This is a genomic window from Micromonospora sp. NPDC048898 (assembly GCF_043198035.1).
Taxonomy (GTDB): Bacteria; Actinomycetota; Actinomycetes; order Mycobacteriales; family Micromonosporaceae; genus Micromonospora.
Genome location: NZ_JBICUF010000004.1, coordinates 116638 through 139618 on the forward strand (window position 1 = coordinate 116638; position 22981 = coordinate 139618).

Genomic DNA, 22981 nt, shown 5'->3' on the forward strand with positions numbered 1-22981 from the left:
AATGCCATTCATGGCCGTCGACTTGACCGATGGCCGGGCCACCCGTCGTGCCGTTGCCCCTCGCCCGGACGGTTGAATCCGCGCCCGGGGAGGGGACAAACGGGTTCGAGCAGCGTTGAGTGAAGACAGACCTGCGGGGGGTGCAGGGGAAAGACCACGGCGTCGCCGTGGGCGCCGGCTCCGGTCCGGTGTCCGCGAGCGACGCCGTGGCTCGTTCGGGCGGCAACCGCGACCGAGACGTGCCGGCACCGCCCCCGAGACCCGCCGGCACCGCGCCCCGAACGGGCCAGCACCGCAGCCGGGCCGCCACCGCAGCCGAAACGCGGCCTGCCACGCGGCCGGGAGATCTGCGCGCTCCGCTACCAGCCGACGCGGGTGGGCTGGTCGTAGTGGGGCCGGCCGTCCAGCGGCGACCGCCACGCGGTCTCGGCGAGGCTCGGCGCCCACTGACGCAGCAGCGTCTCCGCACCGTCGTACGCGACGCAGAGCACCGCCAGCACCCGCGCGGCGATCTCGGCGGCGTCGGCGACACCCGGCCCGACCGGCGTCAACCGGGTCGGCGGACCGCTGGCGGTGGCGGCGACGACGGCGACCGCCTCGGCCGAGCGGAGCACGTCGGCCATCGTCCGGGCCAGTGCCAGGCGGCTGCCCTCGACCCAGTCGGCGAGCGCGTCCGCGTAACCGGCAGTGGATTCGAGCCGCCCGACCAGGCTCTCCGGGCCCTCGTCGAGGTGGCGCAGCAGTGCTGCCCGCTGTTGCCCGTACGCCGTGGCAGCCGGACCGGACCAGAGCACCGAGTCGGTGAGCGCGGCGGAGGCGTCGTCGTACCCCCGGACGAGTCGGCGCACCGCGTGCCCGGCACCGGCGAGCGGCGCGGGGTGCAGGTCGAGGAAGCCGCGGACCGCGTCGCCCGGCAGCACCTGCATCCGGCGCAGCAGCGGCCAGACCCGGTGCCCCTCCGGGACGCCGGCGGCGATCAGCCGGTCCACCCGGCGCAGCAGGTCGAGGCCGGGCTCGGCGAGCCGGTCCAGTGCGTCCATCAGGGCTCCCCGGCGAGCCGGCGGCGGGCTGCCCGGTCGACCTCGGCATAGCGGTCGGCGGCCTCTCGGACCGCCGAGGCCGCTGCGGCCAGCCGACCGGCGGCGGTGCGGGCCTCCCGGGCCCGGTCGTCGGTGGCGGTGGCCCACTGGCGGTGCAGCGCGCGCCCGATCTCGCCGGGGCGCCCCGGGGCGTCGGCGCCGAAGGCCGCCTGGGCTGGGTCGCTGGCGGTGACGCTGTGTGCGAGTGCGGTGAGCGTGGCACTCGCCTCGTCGAGTCGGGCGGAGAGCGCGCGCAGTGTGTCCATCTCAGGCCCCCGCGAGCGGTCGGTAGGCGGCGAACGTCTCGTTGTGCAGCTTTTCCCGCGCCCACTCGGCGGCGTCGGCCGCTGCGGTGACCGCGGCCTGCACAGAGCCGGCGACGTCCCGTGGGCTGCGGGTGTGCAGCGGGCCGAGGAACCGGACGTCGGTGATCCGCCCCCCTGCGGTGACGACGACCTCGACCAGACCGTCCGGTGACCGGACGGTCACCTCGACGGTGGACACCGCCTGGTCGAACTCGGCCTGGAGCGACTCGATCCGGCGGTATCGCCGCACCGCTTCCTCGATCCAGGCTTCGTCGATCTCGCCCCGCGGCATTGGCCGACTCCTCCCGGCTGAGCCATGACTGAGCGTGCCGCCACCGTCACCACGGCACACCGGACCGTACCGCACCGCAATCGGGCCTGTCGATGCCTGTGGATAACGCCGGAAGCTGCGGGGTCAGCCCTTCCAGAGGGCGAGCATCATCGCCTCGACCGCGATCCGCGGCTTGACGTTCGCCTCGATCGCCGCCCGGCAGGCGAGCACGGCCTCCAACCGGCGCAGCGATCCTTCGGCGTCCCACTTCTGCGCGCCAGCACCGGCCAGGGCGGCGGTGTCGGTGTGCACCGGGGCGACGGGGGCACGCAGCGCCATGGTGAGCGCGTCCCGGTAGAAGCCCGCCAGGTCGACGAGCGCCCGGTCCAGTGCGTCTCGCTGGGCGCGGGTGGCGCGGGACTTCTGCCGCTTCTCCAGCTCCTTGAGCTGCCCGGCAGCGCCGCGCATCGCGCCGGCCGCGCCCCGGCCGGTGCCGCCCGCGCCGAGCGCGGTCTCCAGTGCCGCCCGCTCCGTCGTGTCGGCCTCGGTGACCGATGCCTCGGCCTCCGCCTCGGCCGCCTCGATCAGCGCCGACGCCGCGTCGAACGCCGCGCCGACGCCGGTCAACCGGCGCGGCACCGCGAGCACCGCCTCGCGTCGCTTGCGGGCCTCCGGGTCGCGGGCCAGCCGGCGGGCCCGACCCACGTGCCCCTGCGCGGCAGCAGCCGCCCACTGCGCCACGTCGGGCGCGATCCCGTCCCGACGGACCAGCACCTCGGCCACCGCGTCGGCCGGCGGCTGCCGCAGGGGTACGACCCGACAGCGGGACCGGATGGTCACCGAGATGTCGTCCGGGTGGGTGGAGGGGGCGCAGAGCAGGAAGACCGTCCGCGGCGGAGGCTCCTCGATGGCCTTGAGCAGCGCGTTGCCGGCGGCCTCGGTGAGCCGGTCGGCATCCTCGATGACGACCACCTGCCAGCGCCCACCGGACGGGGTGCTGGCCGCCCGCAGCACCAGCGCGCGCATCTCACCGACACCGATGGACAGCCCTTCCGGCACCACCAGTCGGACGTCGGCGTGGGTGCCGCCCATCGTGGTGCGGCAGCCGGGACACTCGCCGCAACCGGTGCCGTGCACGCACTGCAGGGCGGCGGCGAACGCCCGCGCGGCGACCGAGCGACCGGACCCGGGCGGGCCGGTGAAGATCCAGGCGTGCGTCATGCCGGCGGCCGGGTCCACCCCACCGGACTCGGCACCGCCGTCCACCTCGGCGAACTCGGCACCGTGAGCCGGGTCGGTGAACTCGACACCGTCGTCCGGATCGGCGAACTCGGCACCGCTGGCCGGGCCGGCGGTGATCAGCGCGGGTGCCCGGTCGGCCGCGCCAGCGCGCAGCACGGCAGCCGCGGCAGCGGCGGCCCGGCGCAGCTCGACGACCGCCTCGTCCTGACCGACCAGGTCGGCGAAGACGTCCGGCATCAGGTCTTGTGCTCCATCGTCACCAACTCCGAGTCCGATAACTCAGGCTGCACCGAGGTGTCCGGGCCCTGCGCCGGCCGAGGGTGCACGATGCCGCCGGGGCTGCCGAGCATCTCCTCGACCCGCCGGACCACCTGGCCGGTGATCTGGTCTGCCGGTCGGGACGCGTCGAGGACGAGGTAACGCTTCGGGTCGGCGGCGGCGAGGTCGAGGAAGGCGTACCGGACGCGCTCGTGGAAGGCGACCGACTCGGCCTCCAGCCGGTCGGCGCCGGTGTTGCGCGAGGCCACCCGGGACAGCCCGGTGTGCGGTTCGACGTCCAGCAGCACCACCAGGTCGGGCTTGAGCCCACCGGTGGCCCAGGAGGAGAGCCAGGAGACCTCGTCGACGGGCAGCGTTCGGCCGGCACCCTGGTACGCCAGGGACGAGTCGACGTACCGGTCGCTGATCACGACACCGCCCCGGACCAGCGCGGGCCGGACCACGGCGGCCACGTGGTGCGCCCGGTCGGCGGCGTAGAGCAGCGCCTCGGCCCGCGGCGAGGGCGCATCGTCGCCGGACGTGTCCAGCACCATCGACCGGATCCGCTGACCGACCGCGGTGGCTCCCGGTTCCCGGGTGACCACGACCTCGCGACCCTGGCCGCGCAGCCGGTCGGCGAGCGCGGCGAGCTGGGTGGACTTACCGGCACCTTCGCCGCCCTCGAACACCACGAACAGCCCGGCGGAGACGAACGGCTCGGACGGCATCAGCGGCCGGCCCCGGATCGAGCCCCACAGGTCGGCGAGAACGGGGACGCCCTTCTTGTCGTCCATCTGACCGAAGGCGCTGATGCCGGCGAAGATGCCGGCGGCTCCGGCGGCGAGCAGCAGCAGGCGGGTGGAGGACACGGAGATGCCCAGGTCGGCGATTGTCAGCTTGCGGGAGCCGCCGACGCCGACCAGCAGGCTGCTCAGCCCGATGGCCAGGATCAGCACCAACCGGGTGCCGATCTGCACCACCGCGAAGACCCGACCGCGCACCTCGTCCTTGATCTCGCCGCCGAGCAGGGTGGTGCCGGCCAGGAATGCCATCCCGGCCCCGGCGCCGACAAGCACCGCACCGACGATCGCCATGGACAGGTGGATGGCGAAGGCAAGGGTCATCACGGCAGCGCTGGCCAGCACGATGCTCATGCCGAACCACCGGCGTCGGGACATCTCCTTGACGACCATCGGGCCGAGGCCGATGCCGAGGGCCAGGCCGATGAAGATGGCGCCGAACAGCAGGAAGAAGGCGGCGTCGCCGGCGCCGAGCGAGGCGGCGAAGAACTTGGCCGTGCCGATCACGATGCCGCCGCCGGCGAACGCGCCGAAGATGCCGAGCACCAGGCCGCGGACGAGCCGGGTCTGGCCGATGTACTTCCAGCCCTCGGCGAACTGGCGCCGCATGCCCTGCTCGGTGCGCTGCCGTTCGCCGGTCTGCGCCTGGCTGATCTCCTTGATCCCGAACGCCACCACGAGGGCGGTGGCCAGCCGGGAGAAGGAGTTGACCCAGAGCGCGAGCTGGGCGGGCTCCGCCCAGCCGAGGTCGCCACCGGGGACGAGGGCCCGGACGCTGCGGTCGAGCGCCGCGGCCACCAGCGCCGCGAGGATCGGGGTGAGGCCGTACGTGGTGATCAGGGTGAGCTGGTTGGCCGCCTCCAGCCGGGCGTGCGGGATCAGGTTGGGGACCGCGGCCTCCTTGGCCGGGATCCAGATCAGGGTGATCGACTCGATCAGGAAGGTGGCGACTGTCGCCCACAGGACCACGAGCCCGCCGTTGGCGCCGGCCAGCGCCACGATCGGGATCGAGGCGAAGAGCACGAACCGGAGCAGGTCGCAGATGACCATCGTCCAGCGTCTGTCGAACCGGTCGGCCAGCACACCGGCGATCGGCCCGAGCACCAGCGCGGGCAGCAGCCGGATCGCGATGACGCCACCGAAGGCCGCACCCTTGGCGGTGCTGCCCTCGACCTGGGACGCGGCGAAGACGGAGGTGGCCAGCAGGCCGAGCCAGTCGCCGAAGGAGGCCGCGCCGAGCACGATCCAGAGCCGGCGGAACGGCCGGATGCGCAGGACCGATCGGATGGCGGCATAACCGGACGGATCAACCTGACCGCCGCTGGGCTGGTCGGCGGCGTTGCCCGACCGACCGTCGGAGCGCGACACGCCGGGCGACTCGCCGCTGTTCTGGCTTTCGATGGCCGTACCTCCACGTGCCGGCCCATCGCTGGGCGCCTCCGGTGGAACACTCTAGACCTGGTGGGGGGCGGCCCACCGACGACATTCTCCTGCTCGCTGAGCCTAGGCCGCCGAAGGCACCGACCGCAGCCCGGACGTACGCGAGGGTGTTTCGCATTTACCGTCGGACAGTTAGCGTGCACACGTGGCCATCGAAAGCGACAAACTGCGCAAGCGCCTGGATCGGGCGACCGCCCACCTCGACCCGCCCTACGCCGTGGTCGACCTCACCGCATTCGACGCCAACTCGGCCGCCCTGGCCGATCGCGCCGCCGGCAAACCGATCCGCCTGGCCAGCAAGTCGGTCCGCGCCCGCGAGTTGATCAGCCGAGCCCTCGCCCGACCGGGCTGGCAGGGCGTGATGGCGTTCACCCTGCCCGAGGCGATCTGGCTGGTCCGGGCCGGAGTGAGCGACGACGTGCTTGTCGCGTACCCGAGCGTGGACCGCGCGGCGCTCGCCGAGCTGGCCGCCGACCCGGCGCTCGCCGCCGCGATCACCCTGATGATCGACGGGACCGGCCAACTCGACCTGATCGACGGCGTCCGCGCCCCAGGGCAACGTGCCGAGCTGCGACTCTGCCTGGACCTGGACGCCTCCTGGCGACCGCTGCGCGGGGTGCACGTCGGCGTCCGCCGCTCACCGGTGCACAGCGCACGGGCGGCCGGCGCGCTCGCCGCCACCGTCGCCGACCGGGCCGGCTTCCGGCTGGTCGGGCTCATGTCGTACGAGGCCCAGATCGCCGGCCTGGGCGATGCGCCGCCGGGGCAGACGCTGCTGGCGGGCGCGATCAGGCTGGCCCAGCGCGGGTCGTACCGCGAGTTGCTGGCCCGCCGGGGTGCGGCGGTGGCCGCGGTACGCGAGCACGCCGACCTGGAGTTCGTCAACGGCGGCGGCACCGGCAGCGTGGCCGCCACCAGCGCTGATCCCGCGGTCACCGAGGTCACCGCAGGATCGGGCCTGTACGGGCCGACGTTGTTCGACGCGTACCGCGCCTGGCGACCGACCCCGGCCGCGTTCTTCGCCTGCGCGGTGGTCCGCCGGCCGACACCGGAGCTGGCCACGGTGCTCGGCGGCGGCTGGATCGCCTCCGGTCCGGCGGCCGACAGCCGACTGCCCCGACCGTGGTTGCCGGCCGGGCTCAAGCTGGTCGGCACCGAGGGTGCCGGTGAGGTGCAGACTCCGCTGGCCGGCGCGGCGGCGGCCACCCTCCAGGTCGGCGACCGGGTGTGGTTCCGGCACGCCAAGGCCGGTGAGCTGTGTGAACGAGTCAACGAGCTGCACCTGGTCGAGGGGGACGCGGTCGTGGCGACAGTCCCCACCTACCGGGGCGAGGGGCAGGCCTTCCTCTGAGGCGCCCGCACCCCGCGCCAGCTCAGGCCGGCTGGGCCGCCTCGGCCTGCCGCACGGAGGACAGGTCGCTGTCCGGACCGTCGACCTGACGGTGCAGGTACTCCCGGATCAGTGCCTTCGCCTCGAGCAGCACCCGTTCGTCACCGTCGGACTTCCGCCGGAACGCGAGCTTGATCAGCGCGTCCGCCGCCTCGACGGCGATCTCCAGGACGAAACGGAGCTTCGGCACGTCGGTGAGCCCGAAACGCTCGGTGAGCACCTGGGCCAACTGGTCGGCGATCACGCCGTTGTTGTCCCGTTGCTCGTCGAGCAGGTGCAGGTCGACCACGTCGCCGAAGTGCAGGGTGCGGAAGCCGGGGACGGTGCGGTGCATCGTGATGTATTCGTCGATCCCCGCGTCGACGCCATCCCACCAGTGGGTCATCTCGTCGGAGGCGAACCGCTCGTCGAGACGCTGGAGGTAGGACTCCATCGTCCGCAGGGTCAGCGCCTGCACGATCGCCCGCTTGTCGGGGAAGAACTGGTAGACCGACCCGATCGCCACTTCGGCGCGCTCGGCGAGCAGGGTGGTGGTCAGCCCCTCGTACCCCACCTCGTCGACGAGCTCGGCGCAGGCATCCAACATGCGCTGTACCCGCGCGACACTTCGACCCTGCACCGGAACGCGGCGCAGCGGCCCGGTCGTGGCGGCTGGTGTGGACACTCGGCGCCACCCCCCTTCGACGGATGAACATATCTCCACGTCACGAGTCCGTGACTACCGGTACAACGAGCGGATCGCAATTGCGGTATTTACCAGGCACAACGTTCCTGATATGAAGGCACTTCATATTCATGAATGAGGAGCCCGCATGGTCGGCACCGCATCGCTCACCGCCGGATGGTCCAACTGGGCCGGCAACCAGCGTGGCAGCGCCACCGCGATCCTGCGCCCCGGCTCGCCGACAGATGTCGTAGAAGCCGTCCGATCCGCCGCGGCCGACGGTGCCCGGATCCGCGTGACCGGCAGCGGGCACTCGTTCACCGCCGTCGCGCTCGCCGACGACCGGCGGATGGAACTGTCCGAGCTGGACACCGTGGTCAGCGTCGACGTCCCGCGCCGGCTGGTCACCGTACCAGCGGGAATGACCCTGCACGCGCTCAACGGCCTGCTGGCCCGGCACGGCCTCGCACTGCCCAACCTCGGCGACATCGACGCGCAGACGGTGGCCGGGGCGATCTCCACGGGCACCCACGGCACCGGAGCCGGCTACGGGTGCCTGTCCACCTTCGTCGAGGCGATCACCCTGGTCACCGGCACCGGCGAGGTGCTGCGCTGCTCCGCCGACGAACACCCCGACGTGCTCGCCGCCGCCCGGGTGTCACTGGGCGCGCTCGGCGTCCTGGTCGAGGTGACCCTGCGCTGTGTGAAAGCCTTCGTGCTGCACGCCCACGAACGCCCCGCCGAGCTGGCCGACGTGCTCGGCGACCTGCCCACCCTGATCGGCTCGCACGACCACGTCGAGTTCTACTGGTTTCCCTACACCCGGCGGGTGCAGGTCAAGACCAACAACCGGGTACCGGCCAACGACCGGCCACTGCCCCGCTGGCGCGGCTGGCTGGACGACGACTTCCTGGCCAACCGGGTCTTCGCCGGTGCCTGCCGACTCGGCCGGGCCGTGCCCGCGCTGGCCCCGGGCATCAGCGCGGTCTCCGCCCGCGCCCTCACCGAACGCCGGTACACGGGCCGCTCGGACCGGGTCTTCTGCACCCCGCGCCGGGTCCGCTTCGTCGAGATGGAGTACGGCCTGCCCCGCGAGGCGCTGCCCGAGGCGCTCGCCGCGCTCCAGCGGATCGTGGACGGGCTGCCGTTCAAGGTGCTCTTCCCGGTGGAGGTGCGATTCACCGCCGCCGACGACGTCTGGCTGTCGCACGGCTACGGGCGGGACAACGCCTACATCGCCGTGCACCAGTACGTCGGCATGCCGCACGAGCCGTACTTCCGGGCCTTCGAGCAGGTGGCCGCCGGGCTGGGCGGTCGCCCACACTGGGGCAAACTGCACTATCGCGACGCCGCCTCGCTGGCCGACGCGTACCCCCGCTTCGCAGACTTCCAAACCGTCCGCAACCGCCTGGACCCCAACCGCGTCTTCACCAGCCCCCACCTGACCCACGTCCTCGGCACCTAAGGCCGCCCCGCCCGCCCCTGCCCCCGCCCCCGCCCCTGCCCCCGCCCCCGCCCCCGCCCTGGAGATCTTGGAAGGAAAGTGCCCGCGGAGGGGCGGTTTGCATCCAAGATCTCTGAATGTCAGCCCGGCCATCCGGCGGCTTTCAGGGCGGCGCGGAGTTGGGTGACGACCTCGTCCGGTTTGGCCCGGATGGCCCAGGCCGGGAAGCGCAGCAGGCGGTCGCCTTCGATCCACAGATCGTTCTGCCGGCGCATGTCCGCCCACCAGGCGCGCGGATCGACGTGTTGTCCGCCGTCGATCTCGATGTGCACCCGCCACTGCTCGAAGTAGGCGTCCAGGTATCGACGTCGCCCGGCCGAGTCACAACGGATCTTCTGGCGAGTTGGCACAGGCAGCCCCGAACGACGGATCAGGCTCAGGAACTCCAGCTCCGGCAACGAGTGAGACCCACCCGCCGCATCCGCTGCCGTGGCCAGGATCAGCTGGCGACGGCGGACCCGGGGCAGCCGTTCGACGACCAGGTGCAGGTCGTCGCCGGCCACGATCCGTTGTTGGAACCCAGCGGCGACGATCGCCCGCGCCTGCTGGTCATCGCCTGCCCACTGCGCGGCGTCGACGATTGAGCGAGCCGGCATGGTCCGGCGGGGTTGGCCGACCGCCAGCACGTCTCGGTCCGTCAATGTCGTGGTCCGGTGCGCCAGCACACCGGCTGGCAGCGCCTCCCGCCGGCAGGAGGCGGGGAGCAGGATGTGGATCGGACGGCCGGGGAACCCGCGTACTCCTCCGGCCTGTGCCGCGGTCAGGCCACCGAGGATCGCCTGCGGTCCTGCGGCGAGGACGGCCACCCAGCGGAGTTGGCCGGCGCTGACCGGTCCGTTGTGCGCGACAAGCACGGCTCGATGGACCTGTCGCCACCTGCCGGTGGCCAACCGATGACGGATGGCCTTGGCCGACAGGTGCCGCCTCGCCTGGGCAAGGCTCAACACGTCCTCCTGGTGGAAGAGCAGCCAGCTCAACTCGTCCGCGTCGTCATGCGGCAGCCGCCGATCCCAAGCAGCCGGCGACGACGAAGTCCCCCGAAGACTCATGACAAGCAGTCTTCAGATCACCAACCCCCGCCGGCAGCCCCTGTGGACAACGACGAGATCTTGGAAGGAGAACGCCCCTGGAGGGGCACATTCCTTCCAAGATCTCGCAGATCCAGGGTTACTCCGTGCTGGACGCGGCCTTGCGCGGGGTTGCCTTCTTGGCCGGGGCCTTCTTGGCCGTCGCCTTGGTGGCCGCCGCCTTGGCTGTCGTGGTCTTCTTCGCGGCCGTGGACTTGCTGGCGGCGGCCGTCTTCTTGGTGGCCGTGGTCTTCTTCGCCGCCGTGGCCTTCTTGGCGGGAGCCTTCTTCGCCGCCGCCTTCTTCCGCGGCGCCGGACCCTTCGCCCGCTTCTCGGCCAGCATCTCGGACGCCTCCGCGAGGCTCAGCTCCTCGGGGGTCTGCCCGCGCCGCAGCGACGCGTTGAACTCCCCGTCGGTGACGTACGGGCCGAACCGGCCGTCCTTGATCACCAGCGGCTTCTCGGTCGCCGGGTCGACGCCCATCTCCCGCAACGGCGGCGCGGCGGCACGCCGGCCACGGGTCTTCGGAGCGGCCAGCAACGCCAGCGCCTCGTCCAGGCCGACCGTGAACATCTGGTCCTCGGACTCCAGCGAGCGGAACTCCTCGCCCCGCTTCACGTACGGGCCGTAGCGGCCGTTGTTGGCGAAGACCTCGACACCGTCCGGTGCGACACCGACCAACCGGGGCAGGCTGAGCAGCTTGAGCGCCTCTTCCAGGGTGAGCGAGTCCGGGGTCTGCGTCCGCAGCAGCGACGACTTCCGCTCACCGCTGGACACGTACGGGCCGAACCGGCCGGACTTGAGCACGATCGGCTCGCCGGTCGCCGGGTCGTCGCCGAGCTTGCGCTCGCCGCTGCCGCCGAGGAACAGCTCGTGCACCTTCTCCCGGGTCAGCTCGTCCGGGGCCAGGCCCTCGGGGATCGGCGCCCGGTCGCCCTGGGTGCCGCCCTCCTCGCCCCCGCCCGCGGCGGCCGGTGCCGGCTGCTCACCGCCGGGCAGCTCCCGCTGCAGGTACGGCCCGTACCGGCCGACCCGCACGACGACCTCACGGCCGTCGTCGTCGGTGAAGAGCGGGATGGAGTTGACGCTGCGGGCGTCGATGTCGCTCAGGTTCTCGGTGACCAGCTTCTTGAGCCCACCGGATCGGGCGATGTCCTGGTCGCCGGCACCGTTGGAGCTGCCGAAGTAGAACGCGGTGAGGAAGTCGACAGCGGCGTGGTCACCGCCGGCGATCTCGTCCAGCTCGTTCTCCATGGTGGCGGTGAAGTCGTAGTCGATCAGGCGGGGGTAGTGCCGCTCCATCAACCCGATCACCGCGAACGCCAGGAAGGTCGGAATCATCGCCTGACCGCGCTTGGTGACGTACCCCCGGTCCTGGATCGTCTGCATGATCGACGCGTAGGTGGACGGGCGGCCGATGCCCAGCTCTTCGAGGGCCTTGACCAGCGACGCTTCGGTGTAGCGCGACGGCGGCTGGGTGTGGTGGCCCTGCGCGGCCAGCTCGTCGGCGGTCAGCGGCTGGTCCTTGACCAGGGTGGGCAGCCGGCGCTCGGCGTCCTCGGCCTCGGCGTTCTCGTCGTCGCTGGACTCGACGTACGCGCGCAGGAAGCCCGGGTCGGTGATGGTCTTGCCGGTCGCGCCGAAGTCGGCCTCCTCCTGCGAGGTGGAGACGGCCCGGATGCGCACCGAGACGCTGGAGCCGACCGCGTCGGTCATCTGCGAGGCGATGGTGCGCCGCCAGATCAGCTCGTAGAGCTTGAACTCCTCGGCGGACAGCTCCTTGGCCACCTCGCCCGGGGTGCGGAAGTTGTCCCCCGCCGGGCGAATCGCCTCGTGGGCCTCCTGCGCGTTCTTCACCTTGCCGGTGTAGCGGCGCGGCTCCGGCGGGACGCTGCGCTCGCCGTACAGCTCGACGATCTGCCGGCGGGCCGCCGAGATGGCGGTCTCCGACAGGTTGACCGAGTCGGTACGCATATAGGTGATGTAGCCGTTCTCGTACAGCCGTTGCGCGGTGCGCATCGTCTGCTGCGACGACAGGCGCAGCTTGCGGGCCGCCTCCTGTTGCAGGGTCGAGGTGATGAACGGCGCGTACGGGCGGCGACGGTAGGGCTTCTCCTCGACCCGGGTGACCGTGAACGGGCGCCCGTCGAGTCGGGCCGCGAGACCCCGGGCGCCACCCTCGTCCAGGTGGACGACACCGGCGCCGGGCTTCACCCGGCCGGTGGTCGGCTCGAAGTCCTTACCGGTGGCGATCCGGTCGCCGTTCAGGGCGATCAGAGTCGCGTTGAAGGCACGCGGGCCCTCGCCTGCGTTGGTCACGGCGAGGGTGGCCAGGATGTCCCAGTATTCGGCCGTGCGGAAGGCCATCCGCTGCCGCTCCCGCTCGACCACGATGCGGGTCGCCACGGACTGCACCCGGCCGGCCGAGAGCCTCGGCATGACCTTCTTCCACAGCACCGGGGAGACCTCGTAGCCGTAGAGGCGGTCGAGGATCCGCCGTGCCTCCTGGGCATCGACCAGGTCGCGGTCGATCTCCCGGGGGTTGGCCACGGCCGCCTGGATCGCCGGCTTGGTGATCTCGTGGAAGACCATCCGCTTGACCGGGACCTTGGGCTTGAGCGTCTCGACCAGGTGCCAGGCGATCGCCTCGCCCTCGCGGTCCTCATCCGTCGCCAGGAAGATCTCGTCGACCTCCTTGGCCAGCTTCACCAGCTTGCTGATCTGCTGCCTGCGGTCGGCGGAGACGACGTAGAGCGCCTGGAAGCCGTTGTCCACGTCCACCCCGAGACGGGCCCAGGGCTCCTTCTTGTATTTGGCCGGCACGTCGGCGGCGTTGCGCGGCAGGTCGCGGACGTGACCGAAGCTGGCCTCCACGACGTACCCCGGGCCGAGGTAGCCCGAGATCGTCTTGGCCTTCGCCGGTGACTCGACGATGACCAGACGGGTGGTTCCAGCTTCGCTTGGCACGTCTCTCCCCGACCTCACTCCTGCTCGTGGCCTTCCGGCGCCCGGACAGCGACCGCTTTCGACCCCGCCGTCGCACCGGCGGTCCGGATGTCCAACGTAACGCGCCGCCCGCGTTTCGGGTTTCGCGGGCGGCAAACCGCCACCGCGCGACGGTCAACTCTCGCCCCACCGCGCTCGGCACTGCCGGACGGCGCCACCGTACACCGTGGGTAGGGCTCGAAGAGGGTCACTGTGACGATGGCGGGCCAACGGCCAGGCTCCGACCCGCCCGTTTTCCACCCGGATCACCCTGTCCGCTGTCCGGCACCGGACACCCCGCCCCACCGCCCAATCCCGTCGATCATGGACTTGTGGTGGGCGTTTTCATCCCGGACGAGCAGTATCTCCACCACCACAACTCCATGATCGACTCGGGAGGGGTGGGGTGGGGACGGGTGGGGTGGGGTCAGGTTGGCCAGGCTTCTGGGGGTGCTGTGGTCGGTGGTGCGCCGACCAGTTCGGCGAGCCGGCCCAGCCGTCGCCGGCCGGTGATCCGGTACGCCGGGCCGCCCTCATCGGGGCTGAGTAGCGTGCCAGCCAGCCCGGCCGCGGCGAGCGCCACCCCGATCGGCTCCCAGCACTCCCGGTCGTCCGCGCCCAGCCGCAACAGGAAGCCACCGGGTGGCTCCGGCGTCCCGGCGGCGGCGAGCCACAACCGCAGCCGCCGGCCGGTCAGGTGAAAGGTGGCCGGCGGGCGTTTCGCCGTACCGTGCAGCCAGGCGGCCGCGAGTGGCTTCAAGACCCGGGTGTACGACGTACGCACGGCGTGTCGCTCGCCCTCGGCCGGCTCCCAGCTCGCCGCCAGCCCACGCGACGCCAGTTCCGCGACGAGCACGTGCACCCGCCACGCGGCGTCCACCTGCACCGACAGCCGGGCGGTGCCACCCATGCGGACCACCTCACCCGGCCCGGCGAGCAGCCCGGCCAGGTCGGCGACCGCCGGCTCGGCCGCCTCCGCGCCGAAGAAGACGAGTTGCCGCCCCGCGTCGTCACCTGCGGTGGGGCCGTTGTGGGGCGGCCCACGCCGCCGTCGCGCGGGTGCGGGCGCGTCGGACTCGGGGGCGGGGAACAGCGCCGGTGGCTGCGCCGCCGGAGTGTCGTCGAGCCCACTCAATGACACTCCGGCACCTCGTCGAAGGCTTTTTTCAGCTCCTCGGAGTTGAGCTTGCTGGTGTCCAGCGCACTGGCGTCGTACTCCGTGTTGAGAGTGTCCACCGCGGCCCGCACGCCGTCGTAGAAGGCTGTCGGCTCGCCGGTGCCCAACCCGTCGATGGTGTCCCGGGCGCGACCGTAGGCGTCCCGCATCTTCTCCAGTGAGCTGCGGAAACCGGCGGAGATGGCGTCGCCGTTCTCGGTCTCCGGGACGCCCGCCTGCTCCACCTTGCGGCGCGCGGCCTCGCTGGCCTGCTCCGCCCCACCGAAGAGCCGCACCAGGTTCTCCTTGGCCTGCGCCGGAGTGGTTTGCGCGGTCATCTGTTCGTCAGTGCTGCTTGTCAACTTGCTGATCTCGGAGCGCCACGGGGTCAGCGCGGTGCACACCGAAGCCGCCCAGGCCCGCGGGCTGGGGCCTCCACCGCAGCCGGCCAGGACGAGGACGATCGTGGCCAGGACCACCGTGAGCTTTCCGGCGGCAGACGCCCGGCACCTACGCATGCGTTGCAGCGTACGGCCTTTGGCCAGGTGTGGCACCGGGCCGGACGGCCGGGGTCCCCGGTCGACGCGGTACGTCGAGCGGGGGCCCCGGGCCGTTCGTGGATCAGGCGTTGACCGACTCCGGGCGGTGGTCGGCGCTGCCCGCGCCGGTGTTGCCGTCGGCGTCGGAGTCCATCGCGATGCCCTTGCGCTTGCTGAACACCACAGACGCCACGATGATCAGCGTGGCGACCAGCGCGATGCCGACCCGCAGGCCGACGTTGCGGTCGTCGCCGACGCTGTACGCCACCACGGCGGGTGCGATCAGCAGCGAGACCAGGTTCATCACCTTGATCAGCGGGTTGATCGCCGGACCGGCGGTGTCCTTGAACGGGTCGCCGACGGTGTCGCCGATGACAGTCGCGGCGTGTGCCTCGGAGCCCTTGCCGCCGTACGCGCCGTCCTCGACCAGCTTCTTGGCGTTGTCCCACGCGCCACCGGAGTTGGCCAGGAAGACCGCCATCAGGGTGCCCGCCCCGATCGCCCCGGCCAGGTACGCGGCGAGTGCGCCGGGCCCGAGGCCGAAGCCGACCGCGATCGGCGCCAGGATGGCCAGCAGACCGGGGGTCATCAGCTCGCGCTGCGCGTCCCGGGTGCAGATGTCGACGACCTTGCCGTACTCCGGGCGCTGGGTGCCGTCCATGATGCCGGGCAGCTCACGGAACTGCCGGCGGACCTCCATCACGACGGCGCCGGCCGAGCGGGACACCGCGTTGATGGCCAGCCCGGAGAAGAGGAACACCACCGCCGCGCCGATGATCAGGCCGACCAGGTTGCGCGGGTTCGCCACGTTCAGCGAGTTGAGGATCTCGCCGCCGACGTTGGCCACGCCAGCGTCCGCGTACGCGGCCTGCAGCGAGTCGGTGTACGACCCGAACAGCGCGGTCGCGGCGAGCACCGCCGTGGCGATCGCGATGCCCTTGGTGATCGCCTTGGTGGTGTTGCCGACCGCGTCCAGCTCGGTGAGCGTCCGGGCGCCGTGCTCGTCGATGTCGCCGGACATCTCGGCGATGCCCTGGGCGTTGTCGGAGATCGGCCCGAAGGTGTCCATCGCGACGATGACGCCGACCGTGGTGAGCAGGCCGGTGCCGGCCAGCGCCACCGCGAACAGCGACAGCGTGATGGAGCTGCCGCCGAGCAGGAACGCGCCGAAGACGCCGGCACCGATGAGCAGTGCCGAGTAGACCGCCGATTCCAGGCCGATGCTGATGCCGGCCAGGATGACGGTGGCCGCGCCGGTCTGCGAGCTCTTGCCGATGTCCTGTACCGGCCGCCTGTTGGTCTCGGTGAAGTAGCCGGTCAGCGCCTGGATCGCGGCGGCCAGCACGATGCCGATCACCACGGCGCCGATGGCCACGAACCGCGGGTTGCCGTCGATCCCGGTGAGGCCGTCGTCGAACTCGCCGAAGGTCGCCGGCAGGTAGGCGAAGGCGGCGATCGCCACCAGCACCGCGGAGAGCACCGCCGAGATGTAGAAGGCTCGGTTGATCGCGGTCAGGGCGTTGCGGTCGGAGGCACGCAGCCGGGTGATGAAGACGCCGACGATCGCGACCAGGACGCCGATGGTGGAGATGATCAGCGGGAAGACCAGGCCCTCCTCGCCGAACGCGGCCCGGCCGAGGATCAGCGCAGCGACGAGCGTCACCGCGTACGACTCGAACAGGTCGGCGGCCATGCCGGCGCAGTCACCGACGTTGTCGCCCACGTTGTCGGCGATGGTCGCGGCGTTACGCGGGTCGTCCTCGGGGATGCCCTGCTCGACCTTGCCGACCAGGTCGGCGCCGACGTCGGCGGCCTTGGTGAAGATGCCGCCGCCGACCCGCATGAACATCGCGAGCAGCGCGGCGCCGAAGCCGAAGCCCTCCAGCACGGTCGGCGCGTCACCCCGGTAGACCAGGACGACGAGCGCGGCACCGAAGAGGCCGAGGCCGACGGTGAGGAAGCCGACCACGCCGCCGGTCCGGAAGGCGATCTTCATGGCCGCCTCGCGGCCACCCTCCCGTTCTCTCGCGGCGGCGGCGACACGCAGGTTGGCGCGGGTGGCCAACCACATGCCCGCGCCGCCGATGAACGCGCTGAACAGGGCGCCCACCACGAAGAAGAGCGAGCGGCCGAGCTTCACCGCGGTCTCGCTGCCGTCGGTGTCGTGCACCGGCAGCAGGAAGAGCAGCACCACGGCGATGACGACGAAGATCGCCAGGGTACGGAACTGGCGGAGCAGGTAGGCCGAGGCGCCCTCCTGGACCGCCACCGCGATCTCCTGCATTTTGTTGGTGCCCTTACCGGCGGTCAGCACCGTCTTTGTCAGGGCGGCGGCGAAACCGAGCGCCACCAGCGCGATCACCGCGGCGATGACGACGTAGATGACATTGCTTCCGGTAATGGAAAGCCCGCCGCCGTCGACGGCCAAGGTCTCGGACATCTGTGTCCTCCTGTTACCGAACACTCGCGCCGGTGAGTGGAGACGCACCAACCGACGCCTGGATGCGGATTTCGCAAGCGAGCGCCAACCCCAGCGAACCAGCGATGACCGCCCATACCCACTGGCTGCGGGATGGATCACTTGCTGACAACCCGGGTACTGTAGCCCTCCGCAGTGTCAGAGGTCACACGCAGGTGGCACCGTGTCGCGATGATCTCCGTCGCTGTGTTATGAAACGAAATCTGATATAGGGCCTGGTCCATGAAAGAAAAGGCCGCACCCCTGCTGGGATGCGGCCTGCGAAACGGTTTTCGGTCAGCGGCCGACCGGCCACACCATCCGCACCTCGGTGCCGATGCCCTCGTCGACCGGGCGCACCTGTAGGTCCTCGACGAAACCGGCGAGCAGCGCGAACCCGACGCCGGTGGTCAGCGCCTCGTCGGTGAGCGACTCGTTGGCCAGCTCGTCCGGGGGCAGCGCGGTCAGACCGATGCCCGCCTCGATCGGCGCCCGGTCCACCACCCGCACCGCGTACGAGCCACCGTCGGACATCTCCACCAGCACCGGGTCGGCCAGGCCGTACTGCCGGTGCAGGGCCACCGCGCGGGTGCACGCCTCACCGATGGCCAGGCGTACCTCGTCCAGCAGGTCCTCCCGGACCCCGGCACGCCGCGCGACGGCAACGCCGACCAGCCGGGCGGTGCGCACGTGCACCGGGGCGGGGGAGAACGAGAGCTTGACGGTCGCCATCACGCGCCGGCGCCCGCCGGGTCGGCGCTGATCGCCGCGTCGACCGTCGGGTGCAACGGGAACACCTGGTCCAGTGCGGTGATCCGGAAGATCTTGAGCAGGGGCTCCTTGTCACAGACCAGGGCGAACGAACCACCTGCCGAGCGCAGCCGCTTGAGCGCGCCGACCAGCACGCCCAACCCGGTGGAGTCGAGGAAGTCCACCCGATCGAGGTCGACCACCACGTGCCGGGCGCCACCGTCGATCAATTCAAGGAGTCGTTCGCGGAGCCGGGGCGCGGTGTAGACGTCCACCTCACCACCGACCTCGAGCACCGTGTGCTCGCCCACGGTGCGGGTCGCCAGTGACAGCTCCATCGGTCCTCCTCGCCAGAGCCGTAAACTCTCGTGGGCATCTAACCACTACCGCCGGTGCGGCCTGCGGACGCCAGCGGAGGCTTCCCCTTACCCCCCGGCCCGACTTTTCATCTCCGAACACCAGTGCGAGAGTGCAGGGCGTGACCTCCAACGACTTCAGCTCGGCGCAGGGCACGCCGCGCCATGACCTGGAGTCGTCGCCCGCGCCCACCGTATCCGCTGGTCCCGGCCCCGGGCCAGCGCCGGAGGACCTACTGCGCCGGCTGCGTGCCCGGGGCGCCGCCGACCCGGTCACCCACGTCGAGCGGGTGCCGGCCCGCGCCGGGGTGCCCGCGCCCTGGCCGCCGTGGGCGCCCGCCGAGCTGCGCGCGGCGTTCGCCACACGCGGCGTCGTCGCGCCCTGGCAGCACCAGGCGGAGGCGGCCAACCTGGCGTACGAGGGTCAGCACGTGGTCGTCGCCACCGGCACCGCGTCCGGCAAGTCACTGGCGTACCAACTCCCGGCGCTGGCCACCCTGCTCGCCGACCCCCGGGCCACCGTGCTCTACCTCGCGCCGACCAAGGCACTCGCCGCCGACCAGCTGCGGGCCGTCGCCGCGCTGGAACTGGAAGGGGTACGCCCCGCCTGCTACGACGGGGACACTCCGCGCGCCGAACGGGAGTGGATCCGCAAGCACTCCCGGTTCGTGCTGACCAACCCCGACATGTTGCACCACGGCATCCTGCCCGGCCACGCCCAGTGGTCCGGTTTCCTGCGCCGACTCGCGTACGTGGTGATCGACGAGTGCCACACCTACCGGGGCGTGTTCGGCTCGCACGTGGCGCACGTGTTGCGTCGGCTGCGTCGGCAGTGCGCCCGGTTCGGGGCCACCCCGGTCTTCGTCCTCGCCTCGGCGACCTCCGGTGACCCGGCGACCGCGGCCGGACGGCTGACCGGCCTGCCGGTGACGGCCGTCACCGAGGACGCGTCGCCGCGCGGCGGGGTGACCTTCGCACTCTGGGAGCCGCCGCTGCTGCCACCCGAGGCGGGCTCCGCTGCCCCGGTGCCCCCGCAGGCGACCGGTTCCCCGGCGGTACCGCCGCAGGCGGTCGGTGAGCACGACGACCTCCAGCAGGTCCGCCGGTCGGCGCTGCGCGAGACCGCGGACCTGCTCGCCGACACGGTCGCCGAGGGGGTACGCACACTCGCGTTCGTCCGTTCCCGCAAGGGCGCCGAGGTCGTGGCGGCCAACGCGCGCCGGTCGTTGGACGAGGCGGTGCCGGGGCTCGGCGACCGGGTGGCCGCCTACCGGGGCGGCTACCTGCGCGAGGAGCGGCGCGAGTTGGAGCGGGCGCTGCTGCACGGCGACCTGCTCGGCCTGGCCTCCACCAACGCGTTGGAGCTGGGCGTCGACCTGGTCGGGCTGGACGCGGTGCTGATCTGCGGCTACCCGGGCACCCGGGCGTCGCTGTGGCAGCAGGCGGGCCGGGCCGGGCGTTCCGGGCAGGAGGCCCTCGCGGTGCTGGTGGCCCGGGACGACCCACTGGACACCTATCTGGTGCACCACCCGGAGGCGATCTTCGGTGCTCCGGTGGAGGCGACGGTGCTCGACCCCGCCAACCCGTACGTGCTGGCACCGCAACTCGCCTGCGCCGCGGTCGAGGCGCCGCTCACCCCGGCCGACCTGGCGCTCTTCGGCGACGGGGCGAAGGAGGCGGTCGACGAACTGGTGGCGGCCGGCGCCCTGCGGCAGCGGCCCACCGGCTGGTACTGGCGGCACCGGGAGCGGCCCGAGGTGGACCTGCGTGGAGAGGGCGGCGCCCCGGTCTGCGTGGTGGAGTCGTCGACCGGCCGGCTGCTCGGGACGGTCGACGGCGGTTCCTCGCACTTCCTGCTCCACCCCGGTGCCGTCCACCTGCACCAGGGCGTCTCGTACGTGGTCGACGACCTCGACCTCGCGGACGGCTGCGCGCTTGTGCACGCCGAGGAGCCGGACTGGTCCACCCATGCCCGCGACGTCACCGACCTGTCCGTGGTGTCGGTGCGCTCCTACGTGGACGCCGGGCCGGTCGGCATGTTCCTCGGCGAGGTCGACGTGACAAGTCAGGTCGTGTCGTACCAGCGGCGGCGGATCGCCACCGGCGAGGTGATCGACACCCGGCCACTCGACCTGCCCGCGCGGGAGCTGCGCACGGTGGCGGTCTGGTTCACCCTGTCGCCGCAGTCGTTGACTCTTGCCGGGGTCCAGCCGGCCGACGTGCCGGGTGCGCTGCACGCCGCCGAACACGCCGCGATCGGCCTGCTCCCGCTGATGGCCACCTGTGACAGGTGGGACATCGGCGGGCTCTCCACCGCGGTCCACCCGGACACCGAGGCGCCGACGGTCTTCGTCTACGACGGGCACCCGGGTGGCGCGGGTTTCGCCGAGCGGGCGTACGGGACCGCGTCGGCCTGGCTGCGGGCCACCCGGGATGCGATCGCCGAGTGCGGCTGCGAGACCGGCTGCCCGTCCTGCGTGCAGTCGCCGAAATGCGGCAACGGCAACAACCCGCTCTCCAAGCCCGACGCGATCCGGGTGCTCGACGTGGTGCTGGCGAACCTGCCGGACTGAGCGGGTTGCATGAATCGGCATGCCAATGGGCACAATGGTGTGGGAGCGCTTCCATAGATGCCCATACTGCCGATCGCCCCCCGTGTCCGAGGAGGAGCCGTGGCCGACACCATCGCCGAGACCGTCGACCTGCTCTACAGCATCGACCAGGACCAACTCACCCTCGACCAGCAGATCGCGCTCGGGTCGGCGCTGGCCAACCTGGCTCAGGCCGAGCGCCTGGAACAGATCAACGAACGGCTGCGCGTCATCCACCAGGTCTTCAACACCTGGGCGCTGCGCGCCCAGACCACCCCCGACGGGCGCTGATCCGCCTCCCATCGGCACGGTGGGCTGGTCGCCGGACTGCCCCGACGGCTACCCAGCAACCTCCGATCGTCGATGGCGCAGAGGGTGATGGTCGTCCGGCTGTGCGAGACTCCGGCGGACCAACCCCCTGAGGAGTTCACATGCAGCTCGACAACTTGCAGAGCCAGCACCAGTTCCACGTCCGACAGCGCCTGCGCATGATGGTCAACCAGTACGAGGTCCGTGCGGTCTCCCCGGACGGCACCGAGGGTGAGCTGCTGGCGTTCGCGCAGCAGAAGCGGCTCGCCTTCAAGGAACAGGTGACCATCTACACGGACGACTCGAAGCAGCAGCCCCTGCTCGGCTTCAAGGCCCGCCAGCGCATCGACCTCGGCGCCACGTACGACGTGACCGACCCGGCCGGCAACCCGATCGGCTTGTTCCGGAAGGACTTCGCCCAGTCGCTGCTCCGGTCCACGTGGCACGTCGAGCAGGCCGGCCTGCCGCAGGTGACGGGCCAGGAGCGCAGCCTGCCGGTCGCACTGCTGCGCCGGTTCGTCGACTCGCTGTCCTGGCTGCCCTACCACTTCGACTTCACCGCCGGTGGTCAGCCGGTCTTCACCGTGGTCAAGAAGTGGGGCCTGCGCGACAAGTACGTCGTCGAGGTGCAGCACCCGCAGATCGACCGCCGCCTGGTGATCGCCATGGCCGTCGCCCTCGACGCGCTCCAGGCCCGCTGACACCCCCGGCCCCCGTTCCTCGGCCGCTGGCCGGGACAAGGCCCTCGGCCCTGCTCCCGGCCAGCGGGCAGCCCCCCAGCCCCATGTCGGTCAACCGCGCACCGGGCCGGCGCGGGCCGTCGACGTGGCGACCCGGGTCAGGCCGGGAAGTGGCGTGAACGTCACCTCGGCGGTCACCAGCACGTCGAGCCCGTCGAGGCGACAACTGGCCGTCCGAGCGGCATTGCGCCCGACGATGTCGGCAGCGGACGCGCAGGCCACGGCCTCGCCGTCGAGCGGCCGGGCGGCTCCGGCCAGTGCACCGAGATCGGCTGCCACCGCCGCCCGCTGAGCCGCGATCTGCGCCGCGGCGACCGCGGCGCCGAACGTCCCGACCAGCACGAAGACCAGCCCCGCGGCCAGCAGCAGGACTGTCGCGCCGCCGCGCTGCGCGCCCAGCGGGTCACCATCGAGTCGCTCGGCATCCGGGCCGTGAGTCCGTCGCACTACCGACCCCACTCGCCAGCGCCGGGTTCCACGGCGGCGACCGCGGTGGCGACCACGGTGATCCGCGGCAGCCGGCCACCCAGCGTCCGAACGGGCGCTCGTACCGTCGTCTGCACCCGGTTGCCGTCGACGGACACCGAGACCTGCGCACCCGGCGGTGCCGCGCGCCCGCCTTCCGCGCTGCCGCCCGCGCCACGGGCGGCAGCCAGCGCCGCTTCCCGAGCCGCGTGCAGGCAGCTCGCCTGGGCGCTGACGGCGTTGACGGCGGTGAGGCCGGTCAGCAGGAGCAGAAGCAGCGCCGGCAGGCCAGCCGCCAGTTCGGCGGTGAACGACCCTCGGTCCCCGCCTGCGGCCCGCTCGACAGCACGGGTCTTCCGTCCGCCGGCCGCTCGCCCGGGATGCTCAGGCCTCCGATCGCGGCCAGCCTGCCGGCGCCCGATCACTTCAGCGCCCGGTCGATGACGGCGGTCAGCGCCGACTGGACGTTGCCGGAGGTCAGCACCTTCAACAGGATCCCGGCGAAGGCGACTGCGGCGAGCGTGCCGACGGCGTACTCGGCGGTGTTCATGCCGGCATCGCCGCGCAGGCGGGCGATGAGTTTGCGCATGGCTGTTTCCCTTCTCGATGGG

Annotated in this window: 21 protein-coding genes; 5 read left to right on the forward strand and 16 right to left on the reverse strand. The window is 72.0% G+C overall.

The window, feature by feature from the left end; translation table 11 throughout:
- Nucleotides 1-359: 359 nt before the first annotated feature.
- The 5 genes from ACGFIQ_RS13545 to tmk form a co-directional block, all read right to left on the reverse strand.
- Nucleotides 360-1040: a hypothetical protein gene (locus tag ACGFIQ_RS13545; protein WP_393243359.1), complete on the reverse strand. Its 681-nt coding sequence runs from the start codon at nt 1038-1040 to the stop codon at nt 360-362.
- The gene (locus ACGFIQ_RS13550) at nt 1040-1345 is read right to left on the reverse strand and encodes a hypothetical protein (protein WP_357557464.1); all 306 of its coding nucleotides are present in this window, start codon (nt 1343-1345) and stop codon (nt 1040-1042) included. The genes ACGFIQ_RS13545 and ACGFIQ_RS13550 overlap by 1 nt, the downstream gene beginning before the upstream one ends.
- A gap of 1 nt (nt 1346) precedes the next feature.
- Nucleotides 1347-1676 carry a YbaB/EbfC family nucleoid-associated protein gene (locus ACGFIQ_RS13555; protein WP_007454690.1) on the reverse strand — a complete coding sequence of 110 codons (330 nt, stop codon included), beginning with the start codon at nt 1674-1676 and terminating at the stop codon, nt 1347-1349.
- Nucleotides 1677-1799: 123 nt separating this feature from the next.
- Nucleotides 1800-3134 carry a DNA polymerase III subunit delta' gene (locus ACGFIQ_RS13560; RefSeq protein ID WP_393243361.1) on the reverse strand — a complete coding sequence of 445 codons (1335 nt, stop codon included), beginning with the start codon at nt 3132-3134 and terminating at the stop codon, nt 1800-1802.
- Nucleotides 3134-5224 (reverse strand): dTMP kinase, encoded by a 2091-nt coding sequence (tmk, locus tag ACGFIQ_RS13565; protein ID WP_393244002.1) that lies wholly within the window; start codon nt 5222-5224, stop codon nt 3134-3136. Before tmk ends, ACGFIQ_RS13560 begins: the two co-directional genes overlap by 1 nt.
- Nucleotides 5225-5540: 316 nt before the next feature.
- Here tmk and ACGFIQ_RS13570 point away from each other — a divergent pair, with 316 nt between their 5' ends.
- Nucleotides 5541-6746, forward strand: coding sequence for an amino acid deaminase/aldolase (locus ACGFIQ_RS13570; RefSeq protein ID WP_393243363.1), 1206 nt, complete (start codon nt 5541-5543; stop codon nt 6744-6746).
- 22 nt (nt 6747-6768) lie between these two features.
- Here ACGFIQ_RS13570 and ACGFIQ_RS13575 read toward each other — a convergent pair whose 3' ends face one another.
- On the reverse strand, nt 6769-7371 hold the full coding sequence (locus ACGFIQ_RS13575; RefSeq protein ID WP_393244004.1) for a TetR family transcriptional regulator: 603 nt from the start codon (nt 7369-7371) through the stop codon (nt 6769-6771).
- Between the two features lie 226 nt (nt 7372-7597).
- Between ACGFIQ_RS13575 and ACGFIQ_RS13580 the strand changes: the two genes are divergently transcribed.
- Nucleotides 7598-8914, forward strand: a complete 1317-nt coding sequence (locus tag ACGFIQ_RS13580; RefSeq protein WP_393243365.1) for a D-arabinono-1,4-lactone oxidase — start codon at nt 7598-7600, stop codon at nt 8912-8914.
- A gap of 119 nt (nt 8915-9033) precedes the next feature.
- On the opposite strand, the gene ACGFIQ_RS13585 is transcribed toward ACGFIQ_RS13580, so the two are convergent.
- The 7 genes from ACGFIQ_RS13585 to ACGFIQ_RS13615 form a co-directional block, all read right to left on the reverse strand.
- Nucleotides 9034-10002, reverse strand: coding sequence for a DUF559 domain-containing protein (locus tag ACGFIQ_RS13585; protein ID WP_393243367.1), 969 nt, complete (start codon nt 10000-10002; stop codon nt 9034-9036).
- Between the two features lie 118 nt (nt 10003-10120).
- Nucleotides 10121-12988: a type I DNA topoisomerase gene (gene topA, locus ACGFIQ_RS13590; RefSeq protein ID WP_393243369.1), complete on the reverse strand. Its 2868-nt coding sequence runs from the start codon at nt 12986-12988 to the stop codon at nt 10121-10123.
- Nucleotides 12989-13433: 445 nt separating this feature from the next.
- Complete coding sequence (locus ACGFIQ_RS13595; protein WP_393243371.1) at nt 13434-14147, reverse strand: hypothetical protein; 714 nt, start codon at nt 14145-14147, stop codon at nt 13434-13436.
- Complete coding sequence (locus tag ACGFIQ_RS13600) at nt 14138-14680, reverse strand: hypothetical protein (RefSeq protein WP_393243373.1); 543 nt, start codon at nt 14678-14680, stop codon at nt 14138-14140. Before ACGFIQ_RS13600 ends, ACGFIQ_RS13595 begins: the two co-directional genes overlap by 10 nt.
- 103 nt (nt 14681-14783) lie before the next feature.
- Nucleotides 14784-17141, reverse strand: coding sequence for a sodium-translocating pyrophosphatase (locus tag ACGFIQ_RS13605; RefSeq protein ID WP_393243375.1), 2358 nt, complete (start codon nt 17139-17141; stop codon nt 14784-14786).
- A gap of 315 nt (nt 17142-17456) precedes the next feature.
- Complete coding sequence (locus tag ACGFIQ_RS13610; RefSeq protein WP_030334228.1) at nt 17457-17894, reverse strand: ATP-binding protein; 438 nt, start codon at nt 17892-17894, stop codon at nt 17457-17459.
- Nucleotides 17891-18247, reverse strand: coding sequence for an STAS domain-containing protein (locus ACGFIQ_RS13615; protein WP_357068548.1), 357 nt, complete (start codon nt 18245-18247; stop codon nt 17891-17893). Before ACGFIQ_RS13615 ends, ACGFIQ_RS13610 begins: the two co-directional genes overlap by 4 nt.
- Before the next feature lie 188 nt (nt 18248-18435).
- Between ACGFIQ_RS13615 and ACGFIQ_RS13620 the strand changes: the two genes are divergently transcribed.
- From ACGFIQ_RS13620 to ACGFIQ_RS13630, 3 genes are all read left to right on the forward strand, one after another.
- Nucleotides 18436-20838 carry a DEAD/DEAH box helicase gene (locus ACGFIQ_RS13620; protein ID WP_393244006.1) on the forward strand — a complete coding sequence of 801 codons (2403 nt, stop codon included), beginning with the start codon at nt 18436-18438 and terminating at the stop codon, nt 20836-20838.
- Between the two features lie 99 nt (nt 20839-20937).
- A complete protein-coding gene (locus tag ACGFIQ_RS13625) occupies nt 20938-21147 on the forward strand; it encodes a hypothetical protein (protein ID WP_393243377.1) in 210 nt (69 codons plus the stop codon).
- Between the two features lie 140 nt (nt 21148-21287).
- Nucleotides 21288-21866 carry a hypothetical protein gene (locus ACGFIQ_RS13630; RefSeq protein WP_393243378.1) on the forward strand — a complete coding sequence of 193 codons (579 nt, stop codon included), beginning with the start codon at nt 21288-21290 and terminating at the stop codon, nt 21864-21866.
- Between the two features lie 90 nt (nt 21867-21956).
- Here ACGFIQ_RS13630 and ACGFIQ_RS13635 read toward each other — a convergent pair whose 3' ends face one another.
- From ACGFIQ_RS13635 to ACGFIQ_RS13645, 3 genes are read right to left on the reverse strand one after another with little or no spacing between them, the layout of a single operon-like run.
- Entirely contained in the window at nt 21957-22352 is a 396-nt protein-coding gene (locus tag ACGFIQ_RS13635; RefSeq protein ID WP_393243380.1) for an Rv3654c family TadE-like protein, read from the reverse strand.
- A complete protein-coding gene (locus ACGFIQ_RS13640) occupies nt 22352-22795 on the reverse strand; it encodes a TadE family type IV pilus minor pilin (protein ID WP_393243382.1) in 444 nt (147 codons plus the stop codon). The genes ACGFIQ_RS13635 and ACGFIQ_RS13640 overlap by 1 nt, the downstream gene beginning before the upstream one ends.
- Nucleotides 22792-22959 carry a DUF4244 domain-containing protein gene (locus ACGFIQ_RS13645; RefSeq protein ID WP_081883916.1) on the reverse strand — a complete coding sequence of 56 codons (168 nt, stop codon included), beginning with the start codon at nt 22957-22959 and terminating at the stop codon, nt 22792-22794. Before ACGFIQ_RS13645 ends, ACGFIQ_RS13640 begins: the two co-directional genes overlap by 4 nt.
- Nucleotides 22960-22981 lie beyond the last annotated feature (22 nt).